We start from the raw sequence: 19,954 nt of genomic DNA on the forward strand, positions 1-19,954 counted from the left end.
AAACAGACCGACATTAGTGGGTTTCTTCAGAATGAAAGAAGCGGACAGCTCGGGGATTCGGCGGGCGCTCGGCGTCATGAAGGTGTTGGCAACCGGCGAGTCCGGCGGCATGCGGCTGACCGACGTCGCTGCCGCGAGCGGCTTGAACCAGCCGAGCACCCACCGCGCGCTGAAGGCGCTGATTGCCGAAGGCTTTGTCGAGCAGGTGGCGGGCAGTCGGAAATATCGTCTCGCTCTGGCGTTCTTCGTGTTGGCGGCCCGCGCCGGTCAGGCAGACGGCCTGCGCAATCTCGCCCGCCCGGCGCTGCTGCGGCTCTCCGCCACCTTGGGCGACACCATCTTCCTGCTGGTGCGCAACGGCTTCGACGCCGTCTGCCTCGATCGCATCGAAGGACCGTTCCCGATCCGGTCGTTCACCGGCGATATCGGCGGCAAGGTGCCGCTGGGGATCGGCCAGGGAAGCCTTGCCATGCTGGCGTTCCTTCCCGACGGCGAGCGCGAGGCGGTCATCCGCTTCAACATTCCGCGGCTGCTCGATCGGGGCTTTCTCGACGAGGTCGGTTTGCGCATGCAGGTCGACCATGTGCGGCAGCTCGGATGGGCCAACATCAATACGGGGCTCATCCCGGGAATGGCCGGAGTCGGCGTTCCGATCCTCGATGCGGAGGGTCGCGCCGTCGCGGCTTTGAGCATCGGCACCCTGGCCGAGCGGCTGAAGGATGACCGGCTTCCCATCGTGGTGCAGCTTCTGCAGAAGGAAGCCGAAGGCATTGCCGAACGTCTCAATCCGTTCGATCCGACCCTGCGCTATCCGGCGCGCAGCCTCAGCGGCGCGACCGCCGCCGGCTGATTATCGGCAGCGCCCGGCGGATGCGCACTCGGAATACGCCGACCACGAGGCAGTTCTCCAGATTCAGGTCGCGCTTGCGATCACGCGTTCGAGAAGCGCCATCGCGCGCGCTCCGTCCTCGATGGTGGGCGCCGCGGTCACGTCGCCGCGCGCGGCCCTGACGAAATCGCCGAGCAGCGCGTGATAGCCCTTGTGGTCCTCGTTGGCGGCGGCCGTCAGGTTCGGCTCCCAGACCAGCGTGTCCTCGCCGTCGCGCAAGGTCGCATTCGCGTCCGACACCTTGAAGGGCGGAGCGCGGAAATAGCGGACCTCATGGACGTTTCGGACCTCGACGCGGCGATGGTCGCCCATCACCTGCCACCATTCCATCGGTGTCCCGCGCGACTGATGGGTTCCCATCACGAGCGTGCCGATGGCGCCGCTTCGAAAGCGGAAATCCACATGGAGCAGAAGCTTGCCGGGCGCCATCTCGTGCCGCCGCGCGCTTACATCGGCGACGGGTCCCATCAGGCGCGGAACGAGGTCGAAGTAATGCACGCAATGATGCAGGTAGAAGCCGGAATAATCCGGGTCCTTGGCGAAATAGGTGGGCGCCGTCATGTATTGCCCGAGGAAACTCGCGCACTCCCCGAACTCCTCCGAGCCGACGACGTTGAGGGCGATCCGGTTTGCGGTCGAATAGGGCTTCATGAAGCCGACGATGACAGGCACGCCGGCCTTCGAGGCGGCCGCCGCCAGTTCTTCCGCCATGGCGGCGGTCGGCGCCGGGGGTTTCTCGATGAAGACGGGCAGCCCGCGCGCGACCGCCGCGAGGCCGATCTCGTAATGACCCTTCGGACCGACCGCGAGACCGATCGCGTCGATGTCTTGGCGCTCCAGAAGGTGGCGCCAGTCGGTCGTGAGGTCGTCCGCCGCCAGGCCGTAGCGCGCGCCCGTCGCAGCGAGGCGCTGCGGGTCGGAATCGCAAAGGGCGGCGATCCGCACGTCGTGGCGGGTGAGCTGCGGCAGGAGCATCTCGTTGGCGTGCGTTCCGCAGCCGATCCAGCCGATGCGAAGCGTGCTCATGCGGCGGCCTTTCCGGCGAAGATGAGCGCGCCCCGCAGATACGCGATGCTGGCGGCAAGCTCGGCATCCTCATCGGCGGCGGGCGCACGCCACTGGGCGAGCGTGACACCGGCGCCTTCATCGCTGCGGCGGAAGGGTTCGAGCACGATAGGGCCTTTGTAGACGACGTCATGGAGCGCGCGGGCGATGGACGGCCAGTCGATGTGACCGGATCCGACGAAGCCGCGGTTGTTCTCGTTGGCCTGGAAGTGAACGAGCCTTGACCCGGTTCGCCGGATCGCGGAGGGCAGGTCGAACTCCTCCATGTTCATGTGGAAGGTATCGAGCATGACGCCGACCGCGGGAGACGCGACTGCCTCGACGATCTCGATCGCGTGACCCGCCGTATTGGCGATGTCGGTTTCGAATCGGTTGAGGGGTTCGACGCCGAACGTCACACCCGCATCGGCGGCCCGGCGACCGGCCTGTTTCAGTCCGGCGACCACGGCGGCGATCCGTCGCGCACGTTCGCGCTCATCCACCGGTGACGGCGCACGTCCCGCAAAGACGAGCGGCGCGCCATAGAGCGGGCCGCCGACGATGGGTGCCCCCAAAGCCGCCGCGATATCGACGCAAGCCTCCAGATAGGCCGTTCCAGCCCGGCTCGCGGCCTCGTCGGCGCTCGCAAGATCGCGCGAGATGTTGACGCGGGCCGCCAGCACCACGCTCAGTCCCACATCCTCGATCGCAGCGCGGGTTTCCTTAAGATCGAGTTCGCCCGGTTCGGGCACCAGGAGTTCGACCACGTCCGCTCCCGCCCGCTTCATGCGCGAGAATGTCGAAAAATGTTCCCGCGTGAAGGGGCGGGCGTAGAACATCGAGATCACCCCGATGGCGTTGGACATGGTCATGATTTCACCGCGCCGGCCGTGAGTCCCCCCACGAGCCGTTTTTGAACGAGAAGGAAGAGAATCGTCACCGGCAGCGCGATGAGCGTGCCGCCGGCGGTCAGCAATCCCCACTGGATCGTGAATTCGCCGATAAAGAGCTGGAGCGCGACCGTGACCGTTCGAACAGCCTGTCCCGACAGCATCATGGCGAAGAGATATTCGTTCCAGGAGGTGATGAAGATGTAGATGCCGGCGGTGACGACGCCCGGCATCACCAGCGGCAGGACCACGAGCCTGATCGTGTCGAACCGGCTCGCACCGTCGATCATCGCCGCTTCGTCGAGATCCTTCGGGATCGCATTGAAATAGCTCGTCAGCATCCAGATCGCGAACGGGATGGCGAAGGTCGAATGGCCGAGAATGACCCCGAAGAACGTGTCGATGAGGCCCAGCGTCCGCATCAATAGGAAGAGTGGGATGATCAGAAGCACGATCGGGAACATGTTGATGACGAGAAACGCCGTCATGAGCTGCCGCCTGCCGGTAAACCGGAACCGCGAGAACGCATAGGCCGCCGGTATGCTGACGCCCAGGCCGATGAGCGCCGAGCCGCAGGCGATCACCATGCTGTTGCCGAGATTGCCCGTGAAGCTCGTGCGGCTGATGAGGTCCCGATAGTGCTGCAGCGTGCCTTCGCGCGGCAGATATTGCACGGGCCAGATCGAAAGCTCCGCCTGCGGCTTGATCGATGTGAGGATCATCCACGCATAGGGCGCGATGGCGAACAGCACGACGAGCAGGACCGGCAGCTCGACCTCGAGGAGCCGGCGGGTGCGGGATCGACGGTCGATCATCCTTCCAATCCCTTCGAGGCCCGCCGCACATAGAGCCACACGACAGCCAGAAGCAGGAATGTCAGGACCAGCGCGAGCGCCGCCCCATAGCCGAATTCCATGCTGCTATAGGCGCGCAGGAACGAGTAGAGCGGCAGGGTGTGGGTGGCATAGCCGGGTCCGCCCCCGGTCATCACCAGAATGACGTCGAGGGAATTGGCCACCCAGATGGTGCGCAGCAGGAGCGCGGTCGCCAGCACGTCGGCGATGGAGGGCAGCGTGACGTAGATGAGGCGCTGAAACGGCGTGACGCCATCGATCTCCGCCGCCTCGTAGAGTTCCGCCGGCACCGTCTGCAATCCGGCGAGAATCGTGACGGCGAAGAACGGGAAGCCCTGCCAGATCAGCGCGAGCATGACGGCGGCGAGAGCGGTGTCGGGCCGCGCGAGCCAGGCGATGGGCGCATCGAGGATGCCGATGCGGATCGACATGTCGTTGATGACGCCGAGATTGAAATCGTACATCCATGTCCACATCAGCCCGATGATGACGCTCGGCAGCGCCCACGGGATGATGATGAGGGAACGGGCGAGACCCCGCCACCAGAAGCTCTGGTTCAAAAGCAACGCCGCGCCGAGGCCGAGCAGAAATTGCAGGCCGACCACGCCGACGATCCAGACGAGCGAGTTCCACAACGAGATCCAAAACACCTCGTCGTTGGCGATGGCGACGAAGTTCCCGATGCCGATGAAAGCCGCGCTCGATGGATCGTACAGCAGATAATTCTGCATGCTGAGCCACGCGGTCTGCGCCACCGGCAGAAGAACGACCCCGCAGGTGACGAGGATCGCCGGCAGAAGAAACCAGAACGGCGTCCAGACCCGGCGGCGACGCCGGGTCGAATATGGACGCTCGATTGCGGCAATGGATGACACAATATTGATCCTGAAAAGCGGTGCCGGGAAAGCGAAATCACCGCGAACCCGATCGTCCGGAAGGCGGGATCGGCGAACCGAACCCGCGATCTCTCAGCCGTGGAAGTGCTGCTCGATGGCGCGCATCATGTCGTCCGGCTGGATCTGGCCAAGCAGCGCGCGCTGCATGTTGGTGGGCCACACGCGTGCGATGAAATCCGGCGTCTTCGGCGAATCCGGCAACGACGCGGCAATCGGCAGCGAGGCGATGCTGGCATCCACGAAGCGCTTGGGATGCAGCGTCCAGTTCGCCGCGGCCGAGGTGGCGATCGGCAATTGTCCGGTGAACTTGTTCAGCACGACGTTGTTTTCCGCCGTCGACAGGAACGCGGCCCAGCGGAACGCTGCTTCCTTCGCCTTGCTGGAGGCGAAGACCGCATTCGATTCGTCACCGAAATAGGTCCAGCCTTTGCCGTCGGGCGCACGCGGCACCGGCACCGCCGAGACGTTGTCGCCCAGCACGCCGACGACCTCGTTGGCCGAGCCCACATGGTGGATCGTCATGGCGGTGCGGCCCGCCTTGAAGGCATCGACGATCTGCCGGAAGCTGTCGGTCGGCGCGGATGCGGGCACCACCTTGTCCTTGGTGGCGAGGTCGACGAACCAGCGATTCGCCGCGAGCGCCTTCTCGGTCACCATGCCGCCCTTCTCGAAGGAGGCGCCGCCGCCGAGAACGAAAGGTCCCCAATGGTCGAAGCCGCCGGCTCCCCCGCGAAGGCCGAAGCCCGAGATGTCGTCCTTGGTGAGGGCTTTCGCCGCGCCCCGGAACTCCTCGAAATTCGTCGGCGGCTTCAGGCCGGCTTTGGCGAAGAGATCCGGCCGGTAATAGAGGTAGAGCACCACATATTGCAGCGGCAGGTAATATTGCTTTCCGTCGGCGCCGCGATTGATCTTCCAGATGTTGTCGGCGATGTCGGCGCGTCCGGCCCAACCGCCGATGAAGCTGTCGAGCGGCTCAAGCGCCTTCATGAGTTGTAGGCGCGCATGCCATGACAGCCGCACCATCGCGCAGTCGGGTGCGTTGCCGGCCACGAGCGCTGCGAAGAGGCGCGTCTGATAATCGTTGCCGCCGCCCCACGGAATGCTTTCGGCCTGGATCTTGATGCCGGGATTCTCGGCTTCGAATTTCGACACGAGCTCGGCGGGCGAATGCTGCGGGTTGTCGAAATGATACCACCAGCGCACATTCGTCGCACCTTGCGCGATGGCGGGGCTTGCAAGCGGAGCCGCAAGAGCTGCGGCACCCGCTAGCTTGATGAATTCGCGACGTTCCATGGTTGTAATCCTCCCGTTGTTTTATCGTTGAGGTGATGGGCAACATAGCGCCCGCCCGCCGCGATCATCCGGTGCGCGGCATCGAGCTCCCGTGTCATGCGCAGGCAGCCATGCACGATTCCGGGAAAGTGATCGTAGCGAAACGAGGCGCTTGCCTCGGTGAGGCGCGCCGCGAGAACGAGCGTGTCGTCCCGCAAGGGATCGAGTCCGGCGGCCGACAGGTAGAGCGGCGGCAATCCCGCCAGATCGCCGCGCGAAGGCGCCGCGAGGCTCGTGGTGTCGTGACGCTCAGACCCTAGAAAATTGCCCCAGTACCAGTGCATTTTTTCGGTGGTCAGCAGATAATCGCCGCCGCCGAACGCGGCGTGRCTCGCGGTGCTGAAATCAGGCTCATAGCAGCCGTAGAACAAGGCCGCGGCGCCAAGTTTCTTCTGCCCCGCATCCCGCCTCGCCATCAACGCCGCCAATGCAAGATTCGCGCCCGCGGAATCGCCCGCGATGGCGATGTCCGAATTGGAGAAGCCGGTGCCGAGCCCGCCGCGTTCCACGAACGCGATGGTCTCCAGCACATCGTCGAGGGGCGCTGGAAACGGGTGCTCCGGCGCGAGACGATAATCGACGCCGAGCACCGCGCAGCCGGATTCCACCGCGAGGTTGCGCATCGTGCCGTCATGGGTGTCGATGGAACCGAAGGTCCAGCCGCCGCCATGCACGAACACGATGACGGGCAGMGTCCCTTGACCCACCGGTCGATAGAGGCGCGCCCGGAGCACATGCTCGCCGCTCCTGATCGCAAGGTTTTCGACCGGTATCGCCGGTGCGCCGTCGCTCCACGGGATCGTCGCCGCGTCGGACAGGAGGCGCGCCTCGGCGACGGGCAGGGCACCGAGGTCGATCGCAGGCTCGGCGCGAAGCCGACGCAGGATGGCATCCATCTGCGGATCGATCCAGGGCGTCGCGTCGGCAGGGCTCACGATGGTTGATCCTCGCGGGTGACGATGGTGTCGATGTGCTCGCCGATGGCCCGGGCAAGACCAGCGCCGTCGCCGGCGGTCAGAAGATCGATGAGGGGGCGGTGGCGCAGAGCGGTGTCGAGCAGAGGCCGGCGGTGACCGGGGGCCCAGAGCTTCGATCGGTGCGAATGCAGGGTGCAGCGAGTCAGGATCTGTTCGAGGGCCTCGAGGCCCGAGAGCCGGAAGATGGTGAGGTGGAACACCATGTCGAGTTCGATGAGCCCGTATTCGTCTCCCTTGCGCGCCGCAATCTCCATGTCGGCCTGGATGTCCCTCAGCCGCTCGATCGACTCCGGCGTGGCGTTTTGCGCTGCGCGAGGGGCCCCGCGGATCTCGATCCGGCGGCGGAGCGCCAGGATTTCGTCGGCTTCCTCGGGGTCGATGCGGGTGATGGTCGTGCCGCGATGTCCTGCCCGGGCTACGAGTCCATCCTCCTGCAGCCGGAAGAGCGCCTCCCGAACGGTGCCCTGGCTGCACCCCAATTCCCGAGCGAGCCCGAGTTCGGTCAACGCGACCTCCGGGTTCATCTCGTTCATCATGATGCGCCGCTTGACCGTGTCATAGACAACGTCGCGGGGCCGTTTGATGGGTGCGGCGTACATCGGCTCCCCAGAATGAGTTATTATCAATAATAATATCGATAATGGGGAGACCGTCAAGCCTGGCGGTTCGCGCGGGATGGTGGGGCACGTAAATATTGCCGACGTCTTTGCCGAAACCATTCGCGCATTTCGACGCCCCTTGAAGAAACAAGAGACGCCGGGATAGACCTCTGCGCCTGATGGAGTTTTTCGATGCGCGGCAAGACCACCTCTTCCGAGACCATCTATGAAGATCCGTGGACGCACGTCCGTCTGGATGACGTGCATTTCGCGGACGGGCATAGAGGCAGTTATGCGGTGGTGACCAAGCCTGCGGGGGTCAATGTGGTGGCGCTCACCTCCTCGGGCACGCTCATCCTCGCGAAAGAATACCGCCATGCCCTGGGGGATTTTAGCATTGAGGCGGTAAGCGGGGCGATCGAACCGGGGGAAACGCCCACGGCGGCGGCGCATCGTGAACTCGCCGAGGAACTCGGATTCGCGGCAACGCGGCTGACACCTCTGACCGTCGTTCAACCCTTCACCGCCGGTGTGAATTCGACGAGTCACCTCTTCCTGGCCGAGGGCCTCGCCCCCACACCATCGCGGCCTGATCCGGGTGAATATATCGAACCGGTGGAAATGTCCTTGTCCGATGCGGTCGAGGGAGTGGTGAACGGAAAGATCGTCCACGCTTCCAGTTGTCTGGCAATATTGCTCGCGGAACGGCACATCGCCGGACGCTAGCGCCCGGCCCGGCCTTATCGGCCTCTCATCCGGCTCGGCAGCGACGCGCGGAGCTTGTCATTCTGAGGCTGGCCCATTAAGCCGCCGCTAGCAGCTTCATTCCGTCAGGGCCGGGTTTTTCCGGCCGCCCGCGCTTTCGGCTTGGCTTCGCCCTCCGTGCGGGTCCCGATGAAACCGAGGACGACGCTCACAATGGAATCTCTCATGCGTGCCCTTCAGCTCTTCGGCGACCGCGATCTTCGCATTACCGAGATAGACGCGCCGCCCCCCCCCGCCGCCGGCGAGGTGCAGGTGCGGGTGCGTGCGCTGGCGCTCAACTATCTCGACGTCTGGGGCTTTCGCGGCATGGCGTTCGCCAAGCGCAAGATGCCCCAGGTGGTGGGCGTGGAGGCTTCGGGCGAAATCGCGGCGGTGGGCGAAGGCGTCACGCGGTTCAAGGTCGGCGATCCGGTGACCATGTACGGCGCCGAGACCTGTGGTCATTGCAAGGCCTGCCGCGAAGGCCGCGACAATCTCTGCGAGAACGTCGCGGGCATCATGGGCTTTCATATCGACGGCTTTGCGCGCGAATACGTCAACCGGCCCGAGCGCCTCGTGATCGCGGTGCCGAAGGGTGTCTCGTTCGAGCAGGCGGCCTGTGCGCCGATCGGGTTTGGCACGGTGCAACACATGCTGTTCGACAACGCCAAGCTGGAGGCGGGCGAATCCATCCTCGTCCATGCGGGCGGGTCCGGCATCGGCACGGCCGCCATCAAGATGGCGAAGGCCATCGGCTGCACGGTCTATACGACGGTGGGCGACGACGAGAAGGGCGCCAAGGCCAAGGCGCTGGGCGCCGATTTCGTCATCAATTACCGCACCGAACGGTTCGAAGGGGAGGTGCGCCGCCTCACCAAGCGCAAAGGCGTCGATGTGGTGTTCGAGCATGTGGGGGCCGAGACCTGGAACGGGTCGTTGCTCTGCCTCAAGCGCGGCGGCCGCCTCGTGACCTGCGGTTCGACCTCGGGTGTTTCCACCACCATGAACCTGATGCAGCTCTTCCAGCAGCAATACCGGATCTTCGGCTCCTTCGGTTGCCGGATCGAGAACATCGGCCAATCCCTCGACAAGATGGCGGGCGGCATGGCTCCGGTCATCGACTCGGTGTTCCCGCTCGAGGATTTCCAGCAGGGGCTCGAACGGCTGGAGAGCCGCAAGGCCTTCGGCAAGATCGTGGTGACGTTCTAGAGCGGGCGGGACGAGATCGTTGGCACATCCCCACAAACGGCGCACCGCGCTCTCCCGCCTGATCGAGATGGTCATGGTGGGGCTCGTGCGCGCGGTGTTCGGCTTCGCGCGGCTGATCGGGCCCGAGCGTTCCGGCGGCCTCGGGGCCGGGATCGCCCGGCTGATCGGTCCGCTGCTCCCCGCCCACAAGACCGCGCTTGCCAACATTCGGGCCGCCTACCCGGAGAAATCGGACGTCGAGGCGCGGGCGATCGCCAAGGGCGCCTGGGACAATCTGGGCCGCACCGGCGGGGAATATCCGCATCTGGCGAAGCTGTTCGATTTCGACCCGGACAGCCCCGTGCCCGGCCGCACCGAAGTCGACGGCATCGAGCATTTTCTGGAATTGCGGGACGATGGCCGGCCCGGAATCATCTTCTCGGCGCACTTAAGCAATTGGGAATTGCCGGCGATCTGCGCCGCCCGCTTCGGGCTCGATGCCACAGCGGTGTTCCGCGCCCCCAACGACCCGGCGATCGCCCGCGTGCTCCATGAAATCCGGTCCGGCACCATGGGCGGGCTGGAAGCGGCCCGCCAGGGCGCGGCGTTCGCAATGCAGGGGGCGCTGGAAAAAGGCGGCCATCTGGGAATGCTCATCGACCAGCATTTCACCCGCGGGGTGATCGTGGAGTTCATGGGACGGCCCGCCCTCGTCAACCCGATCCTGGGCAAGTTCGCCCGCCGGTTCGATTGCCCGGTCCATGGGGTCCGCGTCATCCGCCTGCCCAATCACCGGTTCCGGCTGCAATTGACGCCGGCGCTCGAGCTGCCCCGCGATGCGGATGGGCAGATCAACGTCCAGGGCGCCATGCAGGCCATGACCAGCGTCGTCGAAGGCTGGGTTCGCGAAAATCCGAACCAATGGCTGTGGATGCACCGGCGCTGGCGCGTCCCGGCCCCGAAGGTCGCCCCCACTGCCTCAAGCTAAAGTGAGTTCCCCTGCGGCCTTGTTTCGTGTTCCATGCAGCCCACCATGGTTTCACGCTTGAAGTTTTTCGCGGTCGCTTGCGGCCTCGTCCTCCTGATTCGGCCCGCTCTGGCGGAGCCGCCCCGGGCCGTCCTCGAATTGTTCACCAGTCAAGGCTGCTCCTCGTGTCCCCCCGCCGATGCGGTCCTGGCCGATCTTGCGCGCCAGCCCGACATCGTCGCCCTGTCGTTCCCGGTCGATTACTGGGATTATCTCGGGTGGAAGGACACGCTGGCCCATTCGGCCTTCACGGCGCGCCAGAAGGCCTACGCGCAATCGCGCAGCGACCGGCAGGTCTATACCCCGCAGATGATCGTCAACGGCACCAAGCCATGCATCGGTTCGGATCGCGCGCGGGTCGAGGAATCCATCAAGGCGACCAGCGCGGCCGGCGGGGCCCTGCCGGTCAATCTCGAGATCGCCGAGTCCAACGGAACGGTGACCATCTTGGTCCGGGACACACCGCAGACCATCACGCGGGTCGCCGAAATCTGGATCCTGCCCGTCTCCCGCAGCCAGACCGTGCAGATCGGGCGGGGTGAGAATCGGGGCCGCACGGTCACTTACGCCAACGTTGTCCGCGGCATGAACCGCGTCGGGGAATGGCGCGGGGGCGCGGCGCGCTACCAGGTGTCGGTCGATACGGCCCGGGGCAAGGGCGACGGCTACGTGGTTCTGCTGCAGACGGTGGAAGACAACATTCCGAGCGCGATCCTCGGCGCGGCCAAGAGCAAGGGACTTTAGCGGTTTCTAAAGAACGATGACCTTGTTGGGCAATTCGTCGGTGTCGTCGAACCGCGCCGGCGCGTGAACGGCAAGGATCGCCCCCACATCCCTGATCGTCTTCATCAGGCCGCCGGCCGCCTGTCCCGCCCTGATGGCCTCGATGAGCGTCGCGACGATGTCCTTCCAGACTTCGGCGCCGACACGCTCGGCAATGCCCGTATCGACGAGGATCTCGGCGTAGTGCTCGGCCCGCGCCACATAGATCAGCACGCCCGAGCGATGGCGCGTGCGGGTCAGCCCGTGGGCCATGAATTCGTGCGCCGCGGCCGCGTGTGCGCGGGTTCGTTTCACCGCGGGAGGGATCAGGGCCCAGCGGATGGCCGGGATCGAGAACAGCAGGCTCAAGGCCAGCGCCGAGAGCGCCTGAATGAAAAAGATCGTGGCGGGGCCGAGTTGCGTGAGCCAGATCAGCGGCCACGGCACGAAGAACGCCCCCACGAGCGCCCAGAGCGCGGGAAAAAGCCGGTAATCGTCGGCCTCGCGCGCTACGACCAGCACGATCTCCCCATCGGTATCGCTTTCGACCTCGCGGATCGCCAGCGCCAGCCGGTCCTGTTCCTCCGATGAGATCATTCTACCAGCTCCCCGATGCGCCGCCGCCGCCCGACGATCCGCCGCCGCCGGAAAACCCGCCGCCACCGCCTCCAAAGCCGCCGCCGCCGCCACCCCAGCCGCTTCCGCCCAGGACCGATCCGGTGGTGATCCAGCGGCCGCTTCGGGTGCGGTGGCGCTGCGCGCCGAGCCCGCCACGCATGGCGCGCAGGATCATCACGATCACGATCACCATCACGACGAAGTGGAAGAGCGACATCGGCACGGACTTGTCGTCGGCCCGAACCTCCGCGCGCCGCTGCCATTCCTCGGCATCGCCGGTGAGAATCGACAGCACGCCGTCGACCCCCGCGTTGATGCCGGCGGCAAAGTCGCCCTTCTGGAATTGCGGCGCGATCGCCGTCGCGATGATGACCCGGGACAAGGCGTCGGTCAGGGCTCCTTCGAGCCCGTAACCGACCTCGATGCGAATCTTGCGCTCCTTCGGGGCGATCAGCAGCAATGCGCCGTTATTGGTCTTCGCCTGACCGAGTTTCCACTGGCGGAACAAACGGTTGGCATAATCCTCGATCTCGTAGCCCTCGAGCGACGGCACGGTGGCCACCACCACCTGATCGCTGGTCTTGTCCTCATGCGCCTTGAGTTTCGCTTCGAGGGCGGTGTGTTCGTCGAGCTTCAGGATGTTGGCTTGATCGACCACCCGCCCGGTGAGCGCCGGAAAGGTCTGGGCGGAGGCAGGCAAGGCCCCGGCGACAAGCGAAAGCCCAAGGATCACCGCGCCGCAGATGGCCCCCCATCGAGATGGAAGGAACGACACGAGCGAGCGCTGCCGCATGCTAGAATTTTACCGCCGGCGGCCTGTCGGAACCGGCGGTCGCCGCGAAGGTCTGCATCGGCTTGGCATCGGGGTACAGGATGGCGGCGATCCAGCGGCCGGGAATGGTCCGCAGCTCGGTGTTGAAGGCCCTTACCGTCTCGATGTAGTCGCGCCGCGCCACCGCGATGCGGTTCTCGGTGCCTTCGAGCTGGGATTGGAGCGCCAGGAAATTGGCGTTCGACTTGAGTTCGGGATACCGCTCCACCGTCACGAGAAGGCGGCTCAGCGCGCCGGAGAGCTGGTTCTGCGCTTCCTGGAACTGCCGGAACTTCTCCGGGTCGGTGATGGTGGACGCATCGACCTTGATCTGGGTCGCCTTCGCGCGCGCCTCGATCACCTGGGTGAGAACCTCGCGCTCCTGCTGGGCAAAGCCCTTCACGGTCTCGACGAGATTGGGGATGAGGTCGGCGCGGCGCTGATACTGGTTCTGTACCTCGCTCCAGGCGGATTTCGCCTGCTCTTCGAGGGTCGGCACGTTGTTGATCCCGCAGGCCGAGAGGCCGAAGGCGAGGACCAAGCCCGTCAAGGCCATGCGGATCGGGTTCGGCAGAGCCATCGACATCATGGAGTTTCGACTTTCGAATCGTTGCGGCCTCTAGACGCTTCACAAATGGGGCAAACCGCCCGGTTCAACAAGTCGCTTTTGTCTGGAGCGCCTCCGGCGATTCGGGCATGATGGCCGCGCGATATCGCCCGAAGGCCGCTCATGACGTTTCTGCCCGATTCCGCCACCCTGCTGACCTATTCGCTTGCCTGCCTCGTGCTGTTCATTACGCCGGGGCCCGATATGAGCCTGTTTCTGGCAAAGACCATGGCGGGCGGGCGCAAGGCGGGGCTTGCCGCGATGCTCGGTGCGATGACCGGGTGCTGCGTTCATACGCTGCTCGCCGCACTCGGCCTGTCGGCGCTGCTGGCCGCCTCCGTCACGGCCTTCATGATCCTGAAGGTGGTGGGTGCGCTCTACCTGCTGTGGCTTGCCTTCGACGCCGTCCGCAATGGCTCGGCGCTGAGCGTGCGGGACGAGAAAAAGGCCGAATTGCCGTTCTGGAAGACCTTCCTCGTAGGGGTCGGCATCAACCTCACCAACCCCAAGATCGTGCTGTTCTTCGTGACGTTCCTGCCGCAATTCGTGCAGGCCGGCGACCCGTTTGCCTCGGAGAAACTGATGTTTCTCGGCATCTATTTCGTGGTGCTGACGGCGCCCATGGCGGCGGTGATGATCGTGTTCGCCGACAAGGTGATTTCGCTTCTGCGCAGCAAGCCGCGGGTCATGCGCACGATCGATTACACGTTCGCGGGCCTGTTCTCGGCCTTCGCGATCAGGATCCTGGCGACGTCGGCGCGGTAGCGGGGGAGGCGCGGCCGGGGTCGCGGCCGGCAATCGCCCAATAGACGAGGCCTGCGACCGCGCCCGTGAGCCCCAGGACAAAGCTCACATGGAGTTCCCCTGGCGATCCGATCCGGGCCGATCCGCGCAAAATCCACGGAATCGCCGCCGTCAGGATGCCCGTGGCGAGGCCGTACCAGATGGCGCTGCGGGCCCGGATCACCTCGCTCAAGGCCGCGACGAGCAAGGGCGGGAAGACCAGAAGCGTGAACACGATCCGCCCCACCGCCTCGAACGCCGCCGCCACGATGGGTCCGGGGTCCTCGGACGTGAAGACCTCGTCGACGAAACTCCAGAACCCCACCAGCAGCGTATTGCCGGTCAGCACGGCCATTACCGGATCGAAAACGGAGGCGATCAACAGAAACAACGAGCTCGTGCCGATGGCGATCAGCAGGGCGAAGGGGATGAGGAGGAGGTAGCGGGTCATGAATCCGCTATAACATGGGAACGCGCGGCCGTCCGCCGATTGCAATGCGCCAGTAAATCCAGCCGCTGATGGCGCGCGGCACCGGCGCCGACGATCCCGCTACTCGCTGTCCCCCAGCGCATAAACGCCTTCCGCCCCGATGCCCTGCTCCAGCATCAGCCGGGCGCGGGCGCGGAGCTTCTCGGTCTCGCTCTTGAGCTGGCCGCAGGCGGCCAGGATATCGCGGCCGCGGGGCGTGCGGACCGGGGAGGCGTAGCCGGCGCGGTACACGATGTCGGAGAAGCGCTCGATGCGGTCCCAGTCCGAGCATTCGTATTTCGAGCCCGGCCACGGGTTGAACGGGATCAGGTTGATCTTGGCCGGAATGCCCTTGAGAAGCCGCACGAGGTCGCGGGCATCAGCGTCTGAATCGTTGACGCCCTTCAGCATCACGTATTCGAACGTGATGCGGCGGGCATTCGACAGGCCCGGATAGGCGCGGCAGGCATCGAGCAGGTCCTTGGTCGAATATTTACGGTTGATCGGCACCAGCTCGTTGCGCAGCTCGTCGCGCACCGCATGCAGCGAGATCGCCAGCATGGTGTTGGCCTCGGTCCCGAGGCGCTCGATCTGCGGCACCACGCCCGACGTCGAGACGGTGATGCGGCGGCGGGAGAGGCCGAGGCCTTCATTGTCGGCGATGACGCCGATGGAATCGATCACCTCCGACGTGTTGTAGAGCGGCTCGCCCATGCCCATGAACACGATATTGGTGATGAAGCGCGGGGCTTCGCGGGGCAGGAAGCCGTCATCGGGCGGCATCTGGTCGGGCCAGTCGCCGATACGGTCGCGGGCGACCATCAACTGCGCGACGATTTCGGCCGCCGTCAGGTTGCGCACGAGGCGCTGCGTGCCCGTATGGCAGAACGAGCAGGTCAGCGTGCAGCCGACCTGGCTCGACACGCAGAGGGTCCCGCGATCGCTTTCGGGAATGTAGACGCACTCGATCTCGGCGCCCTTGTCGTGGGCGCTCGTCGGCGCCATGCGGATGAGCCACTTGCGCGTGCCGTCCTTCGACACCTGCTCGGAGACGACCTCGGGGCGGTCGAGCGTATAGGCCTCGCTCAGCGCTGCGCGCAGGCCCTTGCCCACATTGGACATCTCGGTGAAGTCTCTGGCGCCCCGGAGGTAGATCCAGTGCCAGAGCTGGGCCGCCCGCATCTTCCGCTCGCGCTCCGGCACGCCGATCTCGCCGAGCTTGTCCTTGAGCTGGTCGCGGGTGAGGCCCACCAGGGTGGTCCCGCCCAGAGCCATGCCGGGAACGACGCTCAGCTCGGCCTTTTTTTCGATGGCGAGGGTGTCGAGGCCGGCGGCGCGCGCGGCGTCGCTCACGGTCACGGGAGCCGCGTTGGAGTTACGCTTGGCGATGTCGAGCGCCGTCGCCATGGGAGATCATGCCTTGCGTTTTGTGGAATGCGAGCGCGCTCTATAACACGATTGCGTCGGAAACGTGAGAGCGCGGATATTTTCCGCCAAGCGGCGGACCGCCTGCCTCAGGAGCATTCCTTGCGGGCGCGGTCGAGGGCCGCCGCGAAGCCGCTCAGGGAGTATTGGTCGGTCAGGCTGTTGCCGCGCGCCGACTGGGCCTTGATGGTGACGCCGGAGCTTTTGCCCATGGCGGCGATGGCCTGGCCCTCTTCGGCCGGATTTTTCAACCAGGCGTTCGAATCCTTGGTGATCAGCACGAACGACGAGGGGCCGATGGAGGCCGAGGCAGGGCCGTTATCCCTGGCCGAGAAGCCGAGCACCAGCGCGAGCTCGTTCTTGACGTTCTCGGCCGGGCGGAACGACACGAACAGGTAGGCGGGGTCCCGGTTGAGATTCTTGGGCAGCCGATCTTTGGGCTGGGTCAGCGCATAGCAGATTTTCGAGCGGCCCGATTGCGCCGTGTAGACGCCCCAATCGCCCATGGAGGCCAGGCGCGACGCGCCGCCGGGGCCCGTGGCGGCTTGCGCCGCGGGTTTGGCGGCTGCGGGCTTTGCCGGCGCGGGTTTCGCCGCCGGTGTGGCGGCTGTCGCGGCAGGCTTGGCGGGTGTCGCCGCGGGTTTGGCGAGCGCGGGCTTTGCTGCCGGCTTGGAGGTGGGGCGCTGATTCTGGGCGAAGGCCTCGGGAATGACACCGAAGGCGGCGACGGCGCAGAGAACGCCTGCGGCGAGGCCGCGCTGAAGGGATGCGAGATTCATGAGGCGCAGCCTATACACCGGATGGTTAAGAACTCTTCACCGTGCGGGCCAAAAAAGCTGCGGCGAAATGACGGAGGCGGAGGAACCGGGGCAAAAAAAGAGAGGCCGTTGTGAGACGGCCTCTCAGGCTGGGAGGAAATCGTATGGTGCTGAAACCAAAAGAAGTAATACAGAAACAATATATCGTATAAAAACAAAAAGCAATAAGATTAGACAGAAATAAACGGGATCAAAAACCTCAACGCAGGATTTTCGCGAAGGTGTCGGCGGGGCTTACGTTGAGGAGAACGGCTCAAAGATGGCAGAAAATCACAGTCGAGCCTCGCGGCTCTGCGGATGGTGGATGTGCGGGCGCAGCGTCGTCACGATGGCTCCGCTGGGGAAAGCGTCTCGCCCAACGCAGCTTTCGCCCGCGCCTTGTGTTCGGGCTTGATGGCGCCTGCGACCTGCGTGATGGCTGCTGCCAGGATGGCGGCGTCGTCGGCGAAACCCAGCAGCGGAAGAAAATCCGCCACCGCGTCGGTGGGCAGGATGAAATACGCGATGGCACCCATGAGAATCATCCGCACGCGATTCGGCGTCGCGGGATCGACCGCGCAATAATAGGCCGCGATCAGGTCCTCGGCGAAGGGAATCCGCCCGCCCAGCCGTTTCAGCTTGGCCCAGAAGTTCTGTCGGATGGCCGCCTCCTCGCGAGTGGCGCCGCGCATGGCGTCCATCTCGGATTTCGTGAACGGCTTCGTAAATATCTCGTCCAACCCAGAACTCCTTCGACAATCCGCGTTTCGGGCGTTTATGTGCACCGGGCGGCAATGCCGCACAGAATCGTCTGTGGCAGGAGAAGACCCATGAAGCTCGACAAATCTATGGCAGCCATCGTCACGGGCGGTGCGTCCGGTCTCGGAGCCGCGACGGCGCGGATGCTCGCAGCCGAGGGCGTCCGGGTCGCCATTTTCGACATGAATGCCGAGACGGGCGAGCGCGTGGCCGGCGAGATCGGCGGCCTTTTCTGCCAGGCGGATGTCACCGACGAGGCTTCGATCGACGCGGCGTTGACGAAGGCCCGGGAAGCCCACGGGGTCGAGCGCATCCTGGTGAATTGCGCCGGCATCGCGCCGGGGCGGCGCACCGTCACCCGGAAACGTGAAACCGGCGAATTGATCGCGCACGATCTCGCAAGCTTCCGGCGGACCGTCGAGATCAACCTGATCGGGACTTACGGGATGATCGCCAAATGCGCGTCCGCCATGGCGGCGCTCGACCCCGTCACAGCCGATGGGGGACGGGGCATCATCGTCAACACCTCGTCGGTCGCGGCGCAGGACGGGCAGATCGGTCAGGCAGGGTATTCGGCCTCCAAAGGCGGCGTGCTGGCGTTGACGCTGCCGGTGGCGCGGGATCTCGCGGGTTTCGGCATCCGCGTGATGGCGGTCATGCCGGGCCTGTTCCATACCCCGCTCTTCGACAACATCGCGGAGGATTACCGCAAGTCGCTTGAGGCCAACGTGCCGTTTCCGTCCCGTCTCGGCCGGCCGGAGGAATATGCCACGCTGGTGCGCAGCATCATCGAAAACGACATGCTCAACGGCGAAGCCATCCGCCTCGACGGCGCGCTGCGCATGCAGCCGAAGTGAGTTTACTCCTGGTTGGCGATGCCGGCGGCGAACCGATCCATGTCCTGCGCCAGCTCGATATCGGTGCGCGTCAGCCCCTTGGCCGAGTGTGACGTCAGCGTCACCTCGACCTTGCGGTAGGTGTTGGACCATTCGGGATGGTGATTGCGCTTCTCGGCCTGCAGGGCGACCCGCGTCATCCAGCCGAAGGCCTCGCTGAAATCGCCGAACACGAAGGTCTTGCGAATGGCGTCGCGGCCTTCCACAAGCGCCCAGCCCTCGAGCGCAGGCAGCAGGGCGGTGCGTTCCTCGTCGGTCAGTTTCGGCATGGCGGGCCCTCGTTTTCGTGGCGCTGCCTTTGGTCATGTGCCGTCAGCGCGGCGGTTTCAAGATCCGGCGCACCTTTATGCGGGCAGGCCGTCCTCGATCGCCCGCCAGTCATGTGTGATCGCAAGCGATTGGCGATCGACGATCAGGAAACATCCGCCGCCCGGATGGGACGGGCGGCTTTCCTTGCCGATCTCGACCTTCTGGAGATGCGCCGTGAGAAGGGCGCCGACACCCCCGTGGGACACGATCACGATGTCGCCGCCGCTTGGCTCGGTCGCGGCGATCTGGCTCACCGCCCGGACGATGCGCGCCTGCGCGTCGATGGCGCGCTCCCACCCGCGCACGCTGCGGGTCGGGTGGGCAAAGAACTCCGCGACCACCTCCCAGAATTCGGGCGGCGCGATGTAGCCCGTGGATTCGCGGCCATTCTCGCCGAGATCCCGCGCGGTGCGGAAGGGAAGGCCCAAAGCCCCGGCGACCATTTCGGCGCCGTCCATCGCCTTACGCTCGCGGCTCGCATAGATGGCGGTCACGCGGCGGGCGGACAGCATGCCGACGAAACGGCTCATCCGCGCGCGTCCGACCTCCGAGAGCGGCCATTCGGGGATAGGCTGCGCGGGATCGATGACGACTTCGGGGTGGGTGAGGAAAATGATCAACGACATGGCGCAACGCCGTAACGAAGCATGGCCGCTTCGTCCAGCTCTACCCGAGTGGATATGCCGCCTCGACGATGTACGGCCCCCCGCCCACCGAATCCTTGGCCGAGAAGAGCGCCACGCGCTCCGCCGTGAAGCTGATCCGCGGAAAATGTCCGCGCGCCACGAAGTAATCGGCGACGTCCAGGGGCGAGGAGGTGCGCAGCCGCGCCAGCGTCACGTGGGGTGTGAACCGGCGCGCCTCCAGCGGCAGGCCGATGCGCCGCATGAGGCGTTCCTGCTCGGCCTGCAGGTCGAGGATTTCGGGCGTCGGCGCCACGCGGGCGAAGACCGCGCGCGGCTTGCCGCCCCCGAAGGTATCGAGGCCCTCGATCGTGACGGTCAGCTTGGCGCGCTCGCGCGCCTCCGCCAGAACCGCATAGACCTCACGCGCCATGCGCTCGTCGATGTCGCCGATGAAGCGAAGGGTGATGTGATAGAATTCGGGATCGATCCAGCGGGCGCCGGGCAGGCCGCCGCGAAAGGCTGCGAGCGCCTGTCCGATCTCAGCGGGAATCTCGATGCCGGTGAACAGCCGTGGCATGAAAACCTCCCGGACGCCGCTGGGTCTCGCGGCCGATCATGGGGGCGAAGGCTTCGCCCCCACAAGCGCCGATTG

The 19,954-nt window shown here is 65.3% G+C and carries 24 protein-coding genes; 7 read left to right on the forward strand and 17 right to left on the reverse strand.

What is annotated here, in order from left to right; translation table 11 throughout:
- The first annotated feature begins 31 nt into the window (after positions 1 to 31).
- Complete coding sequence (locus AC1DVM_RS01220) at positions 32 to 850, forward strand: IclR family transcriptional regulator (protein WP_477251288.1); 819 nt, start codon at positions 32 to 34, stop codon at positions 848 to 850.
- Positions 851 to 913: 63 nt separating this feature from the next.
- Here the strand turns inward: AC1DVM_RS01220 and AC1DVM_RS01225 are convergent, their stop codons facing one another.
- The 7 genes from AC1DVM_RS01225 to AC1DVM_RS01255 form a co-directional block, all read right to left on the reverse strand.
- The gene (locus AC1DVM_RS01225) at positions 914 to 1,915 is read right to left on the reverse strand and encodes a Gfo/Idh/MocA family protein (protein ID WP_477251290.1); all 1,002 of its coding nucleotides are present in this window, start codon (positions 1,913 to 1,915) and stop codon (positions 914 to 916) included.
- On the reverse strand, positions 1,912 to 2,805 hold the full coding sequence (locus AC1DVM_RS01230; RefSeq protein ID WP_477251292.1) for a sugar phosphate isomerase/epimerase family protein: 894 nt from the start codon (positions 2,803 to 2,805) through the stop codon (positions 1,912 to 1,914). The genes AC1DVM_RS01225 and AC1DVM_RS01230 overlap by 4 nt, the downstream gene beginning before the upstream one ends.
- Entirely contained in the window at positions 2,802 to 3,638 is an 837-nt protein-coding gene (locus AC1DVM_RS01235; RefSeq protein WP_477251293.1) for a carbohydrate ABC transporter permease, read from the reverse strand. The genes AC1DVM_RS01230 and AC1DVM_RS01235 overlap by 4 nt, the downstream gene beginning before the upstream one ends.
- A complete protein-coding gene (locus tag AC1DVM_RS01240; RefSeq protein WP_477251295.1) occupies positions 3,635 to 4,552 on the reverse strand; it encodes a carbohydrate ABC transporter permease in 918 nt (305 codons plus the stop codon). The genes AC1DVM_RS01235 and AC1DVM_RS01240 overlap by 4 nt, the downstream gene beginning before the upstream one ends.
- A gap of 93 nt (positions 4,553 to 4,645) precedes the next feature.
- Positions 4,646 to 5,866: an ABC transporter substrate-binding protein gene (locus AC1DVM_RS01245; RefSeq protein ID WP_477251297.1), complete on the reverse strand. Its 1,221-nt coding sequence runs from the start codon at positions 5,864 to 5,866 to the stop codon at positions 4,646 to 4,648.
- Complete coding sequence (locus AC1DVM_RS01250; protein WP_477251298.1) at positions 5,839 to 6,840, reverse strand: alpha/beta hydrolase; 1,002 nt, start codon at positions 6,838 to 6,840, stop codon at positions 5,839 to 5,841. Before AC1DVM_RS01250 ends, AC1DVM_RS01245 begins: the two co-directional genes overlap by 28 nt.
- The gene (locus AC1DVM_RS01255) at positions 6,837 to 7,481 is read right to left on the reverse strand and encodes a GntR family transcriptional regulator (protein WP_477251300.1); all 645 of its coding nucleotides are present in this window, start codon (positions 7,479 to 7,481) and stop codon (positions 6,837 to 6,839) included. The genes AC1DVM_RS01250 and AC1DVM_RS01255 overlap by 4 nt, the downstream gene beginning before the upstream one ends.
- Positions 7,482 to 7,673: 192 nt before the next feature.
- On the opposite strand from AC1DVM_RS01255, the gene AC1DVM_RS01260 reads away from it, so the two are divergent.
- The 4 genes from AC1DVM_RS01260 (at position 7,674) to AC1DVM_RS01275 (ending at position 11,184) form a co-directional block, all read left to right on the forward strand.
- Positions 7,674 to 8,207 carry an NUDIX hydrolase gene (locus AC1DVM_RS01260; protein ID WP_477251302.1) on the forward strand — a complete coding sequence of 178 codons (534 nt, stop codon included), beginning with the start codon at positions 7,674 to 7,676 and terminating at the stop codon, positions 8,205 to 8,207.
- 204 nt (positions 8,208 to 8,411) lie between these two features.
- A complete protein-coding gene (locus tag AC1DVM_RS01265) occupies positions 8,412 to 9,434 on the forward strand; it encodes a zinc-binding dehydrogenase (RefSeq protein ID WP_477251303.1) in 1,023 nt (340 codons plus the stop codon).
- 19 nt (positions 9,435 to 9,453) lie between these two features.
- Positions 9,454 to 10,401, forward strand: coding sequence for a lipid A biosynthesis lauroyl acyltransferase (locus tag AC1DVM_RS01270; RefSeq protein WP_477251305.1), 948 nt, complete (start codon positions 9,454 to 9,456; stop codon positions 10,399 to 10,401).
- A 45-nt stretch (positions 10,402 to 10,446) separates the two neighbouring features.
- Positions 10,447 to 11,184: a DUF1223 domain-containing protein gene (locus AC1DVM_RS01275; protein WP_477251307.1), complete on the forward strand. Its 738-nt coding sequence runs from the start codon at positions 10,447 to 10,449 to the stop codon at positions 11,182 to 11,184.
- A 6-nt stretch (positions 11,185 to 11,190) separates the two neighbouring features.
- Here the strand turns inward: AC1DVM_RS01275 and AC1DVM_RS01280 are convergent, their stop codons facing one another.
- The 3 genes from AC1DVM_RS01280 to AC1DVM_RS01290 are packed head-to-tail and all read right to left on the reverse strand — an operon-like array spanning position 11,191 to position 13,220.
- Positions 11,191 to 11,799 (reverse strand): TPM domain-containing protein, encoded by a 609-nt coding sequence (locus tag AC1DVM_RS01280; RefSeq protein WP_477251309.1) that lies wholly within the window; start codon positions 11,797 to 11,799, stop codon positions 11,191 to 11,193.
- A 1-nt stretch (position 11,800) separates the two neighbouring features.
- On the reverse strand, positions 11,801 to 12,613 hold the full coding sequence (locus AC1DVM_RS01285) for a TPM domain-containing protein (protein WP_477251310.1): 813 nt from the start codon (positions 12,611 to 12,613) through the stop codon (positions 11,801 to 11,803).
- 1 nt (position 12,614) lies between these two features.
- Complete coding sequence (locus AC1DVM_RS01290; RefSeq protein ID WP_477251312.1) at positions 12,615 to 13,220, reverse strand: LemA family protein; 606 nt, start codon at positions 13,218 to 13,220, stop codon at positions 12,615 to 12,617.
- A 141-nt stretch (positions 13,221 to 13,361) separates the two neighbouring features.
- Here AC1DVM_RS01290 and AC1DVM_RS01295 point away from each other — a divergent pair, with 141 nt between their 5' ends.
- Positions 13,362 to 14,003, forward strand: coding sequence for a LysE family translocator (locus AC1DVM_RS01295; protein WP_477251314.1), 642 nt, complete (start codon positions 13,362 to 13,364; stop codon positions 14,001 to 14,003).
- Here the strand turns inward: AC1DVM_RS01295 and AC1DVM_RS01300 are convergent.
- The 4 genes from AC1DVM_RS01300 to AC1DVM_RS01315 form a co-directional block, all read right to left on the reverse strand.
- Positions 13,975 to 14,472 carry a hypothetical protein gene (locus AC1DVM_RS01300; protein WP_477251316.1) on the reverse strand — a complete coding sequence of 166 codons (498 nt, stop codon included), beginning with the start codon at positions 14,470 to 14,472 and terminating at the stop codon, positions 13,975 to 13,977. The genes AC1DVM_RS01295 and AC1DVM_RS01300 overlap by 29 nt on opposite strands.
- Before the next feature lie 99 nt (positions 14,473 to 14,571).
- A complete protein-coding gene (rlmN, locus tag AC1DVM_RS01305) occupies positions 14,572 to 15,897 on the reverse strand; it encodes a dual-specificity RNA methyltransferase RlmN (RefSeq protein WP_477251317.1) in 1,326 nt (441 codons plus the stop codon).
- A 107-nt stretch (positions 15,898 to 16,004) separates the two neighbouring features.
- Positions 16,005 to 16,694 carry an invasion associated locus B family protein gene (locus tag AC1DVM_RS01310; RefSeq protein ID WP_477251319.1) on the reverse strand — a complete coding sequence of 230 codons (690 nt, stop codon included), beginning with the start codon at positions 16,692 to 16,694 and terminating at the stop codon, positions 16,005 to 16,007.
- Positions 16,695 to 17,056: 362 nt separating this feature from the next.
- Positions 17,057 to 17,452, reverse strand: a complete 396-nt coding sequence (locus AC1DVM_RS01315; RefSeq protein ID WP_477251321.1) for a YkvA family protein — start codon at positions 17,450 to 17,452, stop codon at positions 17,057 to 17,059.
- A gap of 90 nt (positions 17,453 to 17,542) precedes the next feature.
- Between AC1DVM_RS01315 and AC1DVM_RS01320 the strand changes: the two genes are divergently transcribed.
- Entirely contained in the window at positions 17,543 to 18,328 is a 786-nt protein-coding gene (locus AC1DVM_RS01320; protein WP_477251322.1) for an SDR family NAD(P)-dependent oxidoreductase, read from the forward strand.
- A gap of 2 nt (positions 18,329 to 18,330) precedes the next feature.
- Here the strand turns inward: AC1DVM_RS01320 and AC1DVM_RS01325 are convergent, their stop codons facing one another.
- From AC1DVM_RS01325 to thpR, 3 genes are all read right to left on the reverse strand, one after another.
- On the reverse strand, positions 18,331 to 18,636 hold the full coding sequence (locus tag AC1DVM_RS01325) for a 4a-hydroxytetrahydrobiopterin dehydratase (RefSeq protein ID WP_477251324.1): 306 nt from the start codon (positions 18,634 to 18,636) through the stop codon (positions 18,331 to 18,333).
- 75 nt (positions 18,637 to 18,711) lie between these two features.
- Positions 18,712 to 19,302, reverse strand: a complete 591-nt coding sequence (locus tag AC1DVM_RS01330) for a histidine phosphatase family protein (RefSeq protein ID WP_477251326.1) — start codon at positions 19,300 to 19,302, stop codon at positions 18,712 to 18,714.
- A 40-nt stretch (positions 19,303 to 19,342) separates the two neighbouring features.
- Entirely contained in the window at positions 19,343 to 19,879 is a 537-nt protein-coding gene (thpR, locus tag AC1DVM_RS01335; protein ID WP_477251328.1) for an RNA 2',3'-cyclic phosphodiesterase, read from the reverse strand.
- Positions 19,880 to 19,954 lie beyond the last annotated feature (75 nt).

It is taken from the genome of Microvirga sp. P4_A5, from assembly GCF_056402495.1.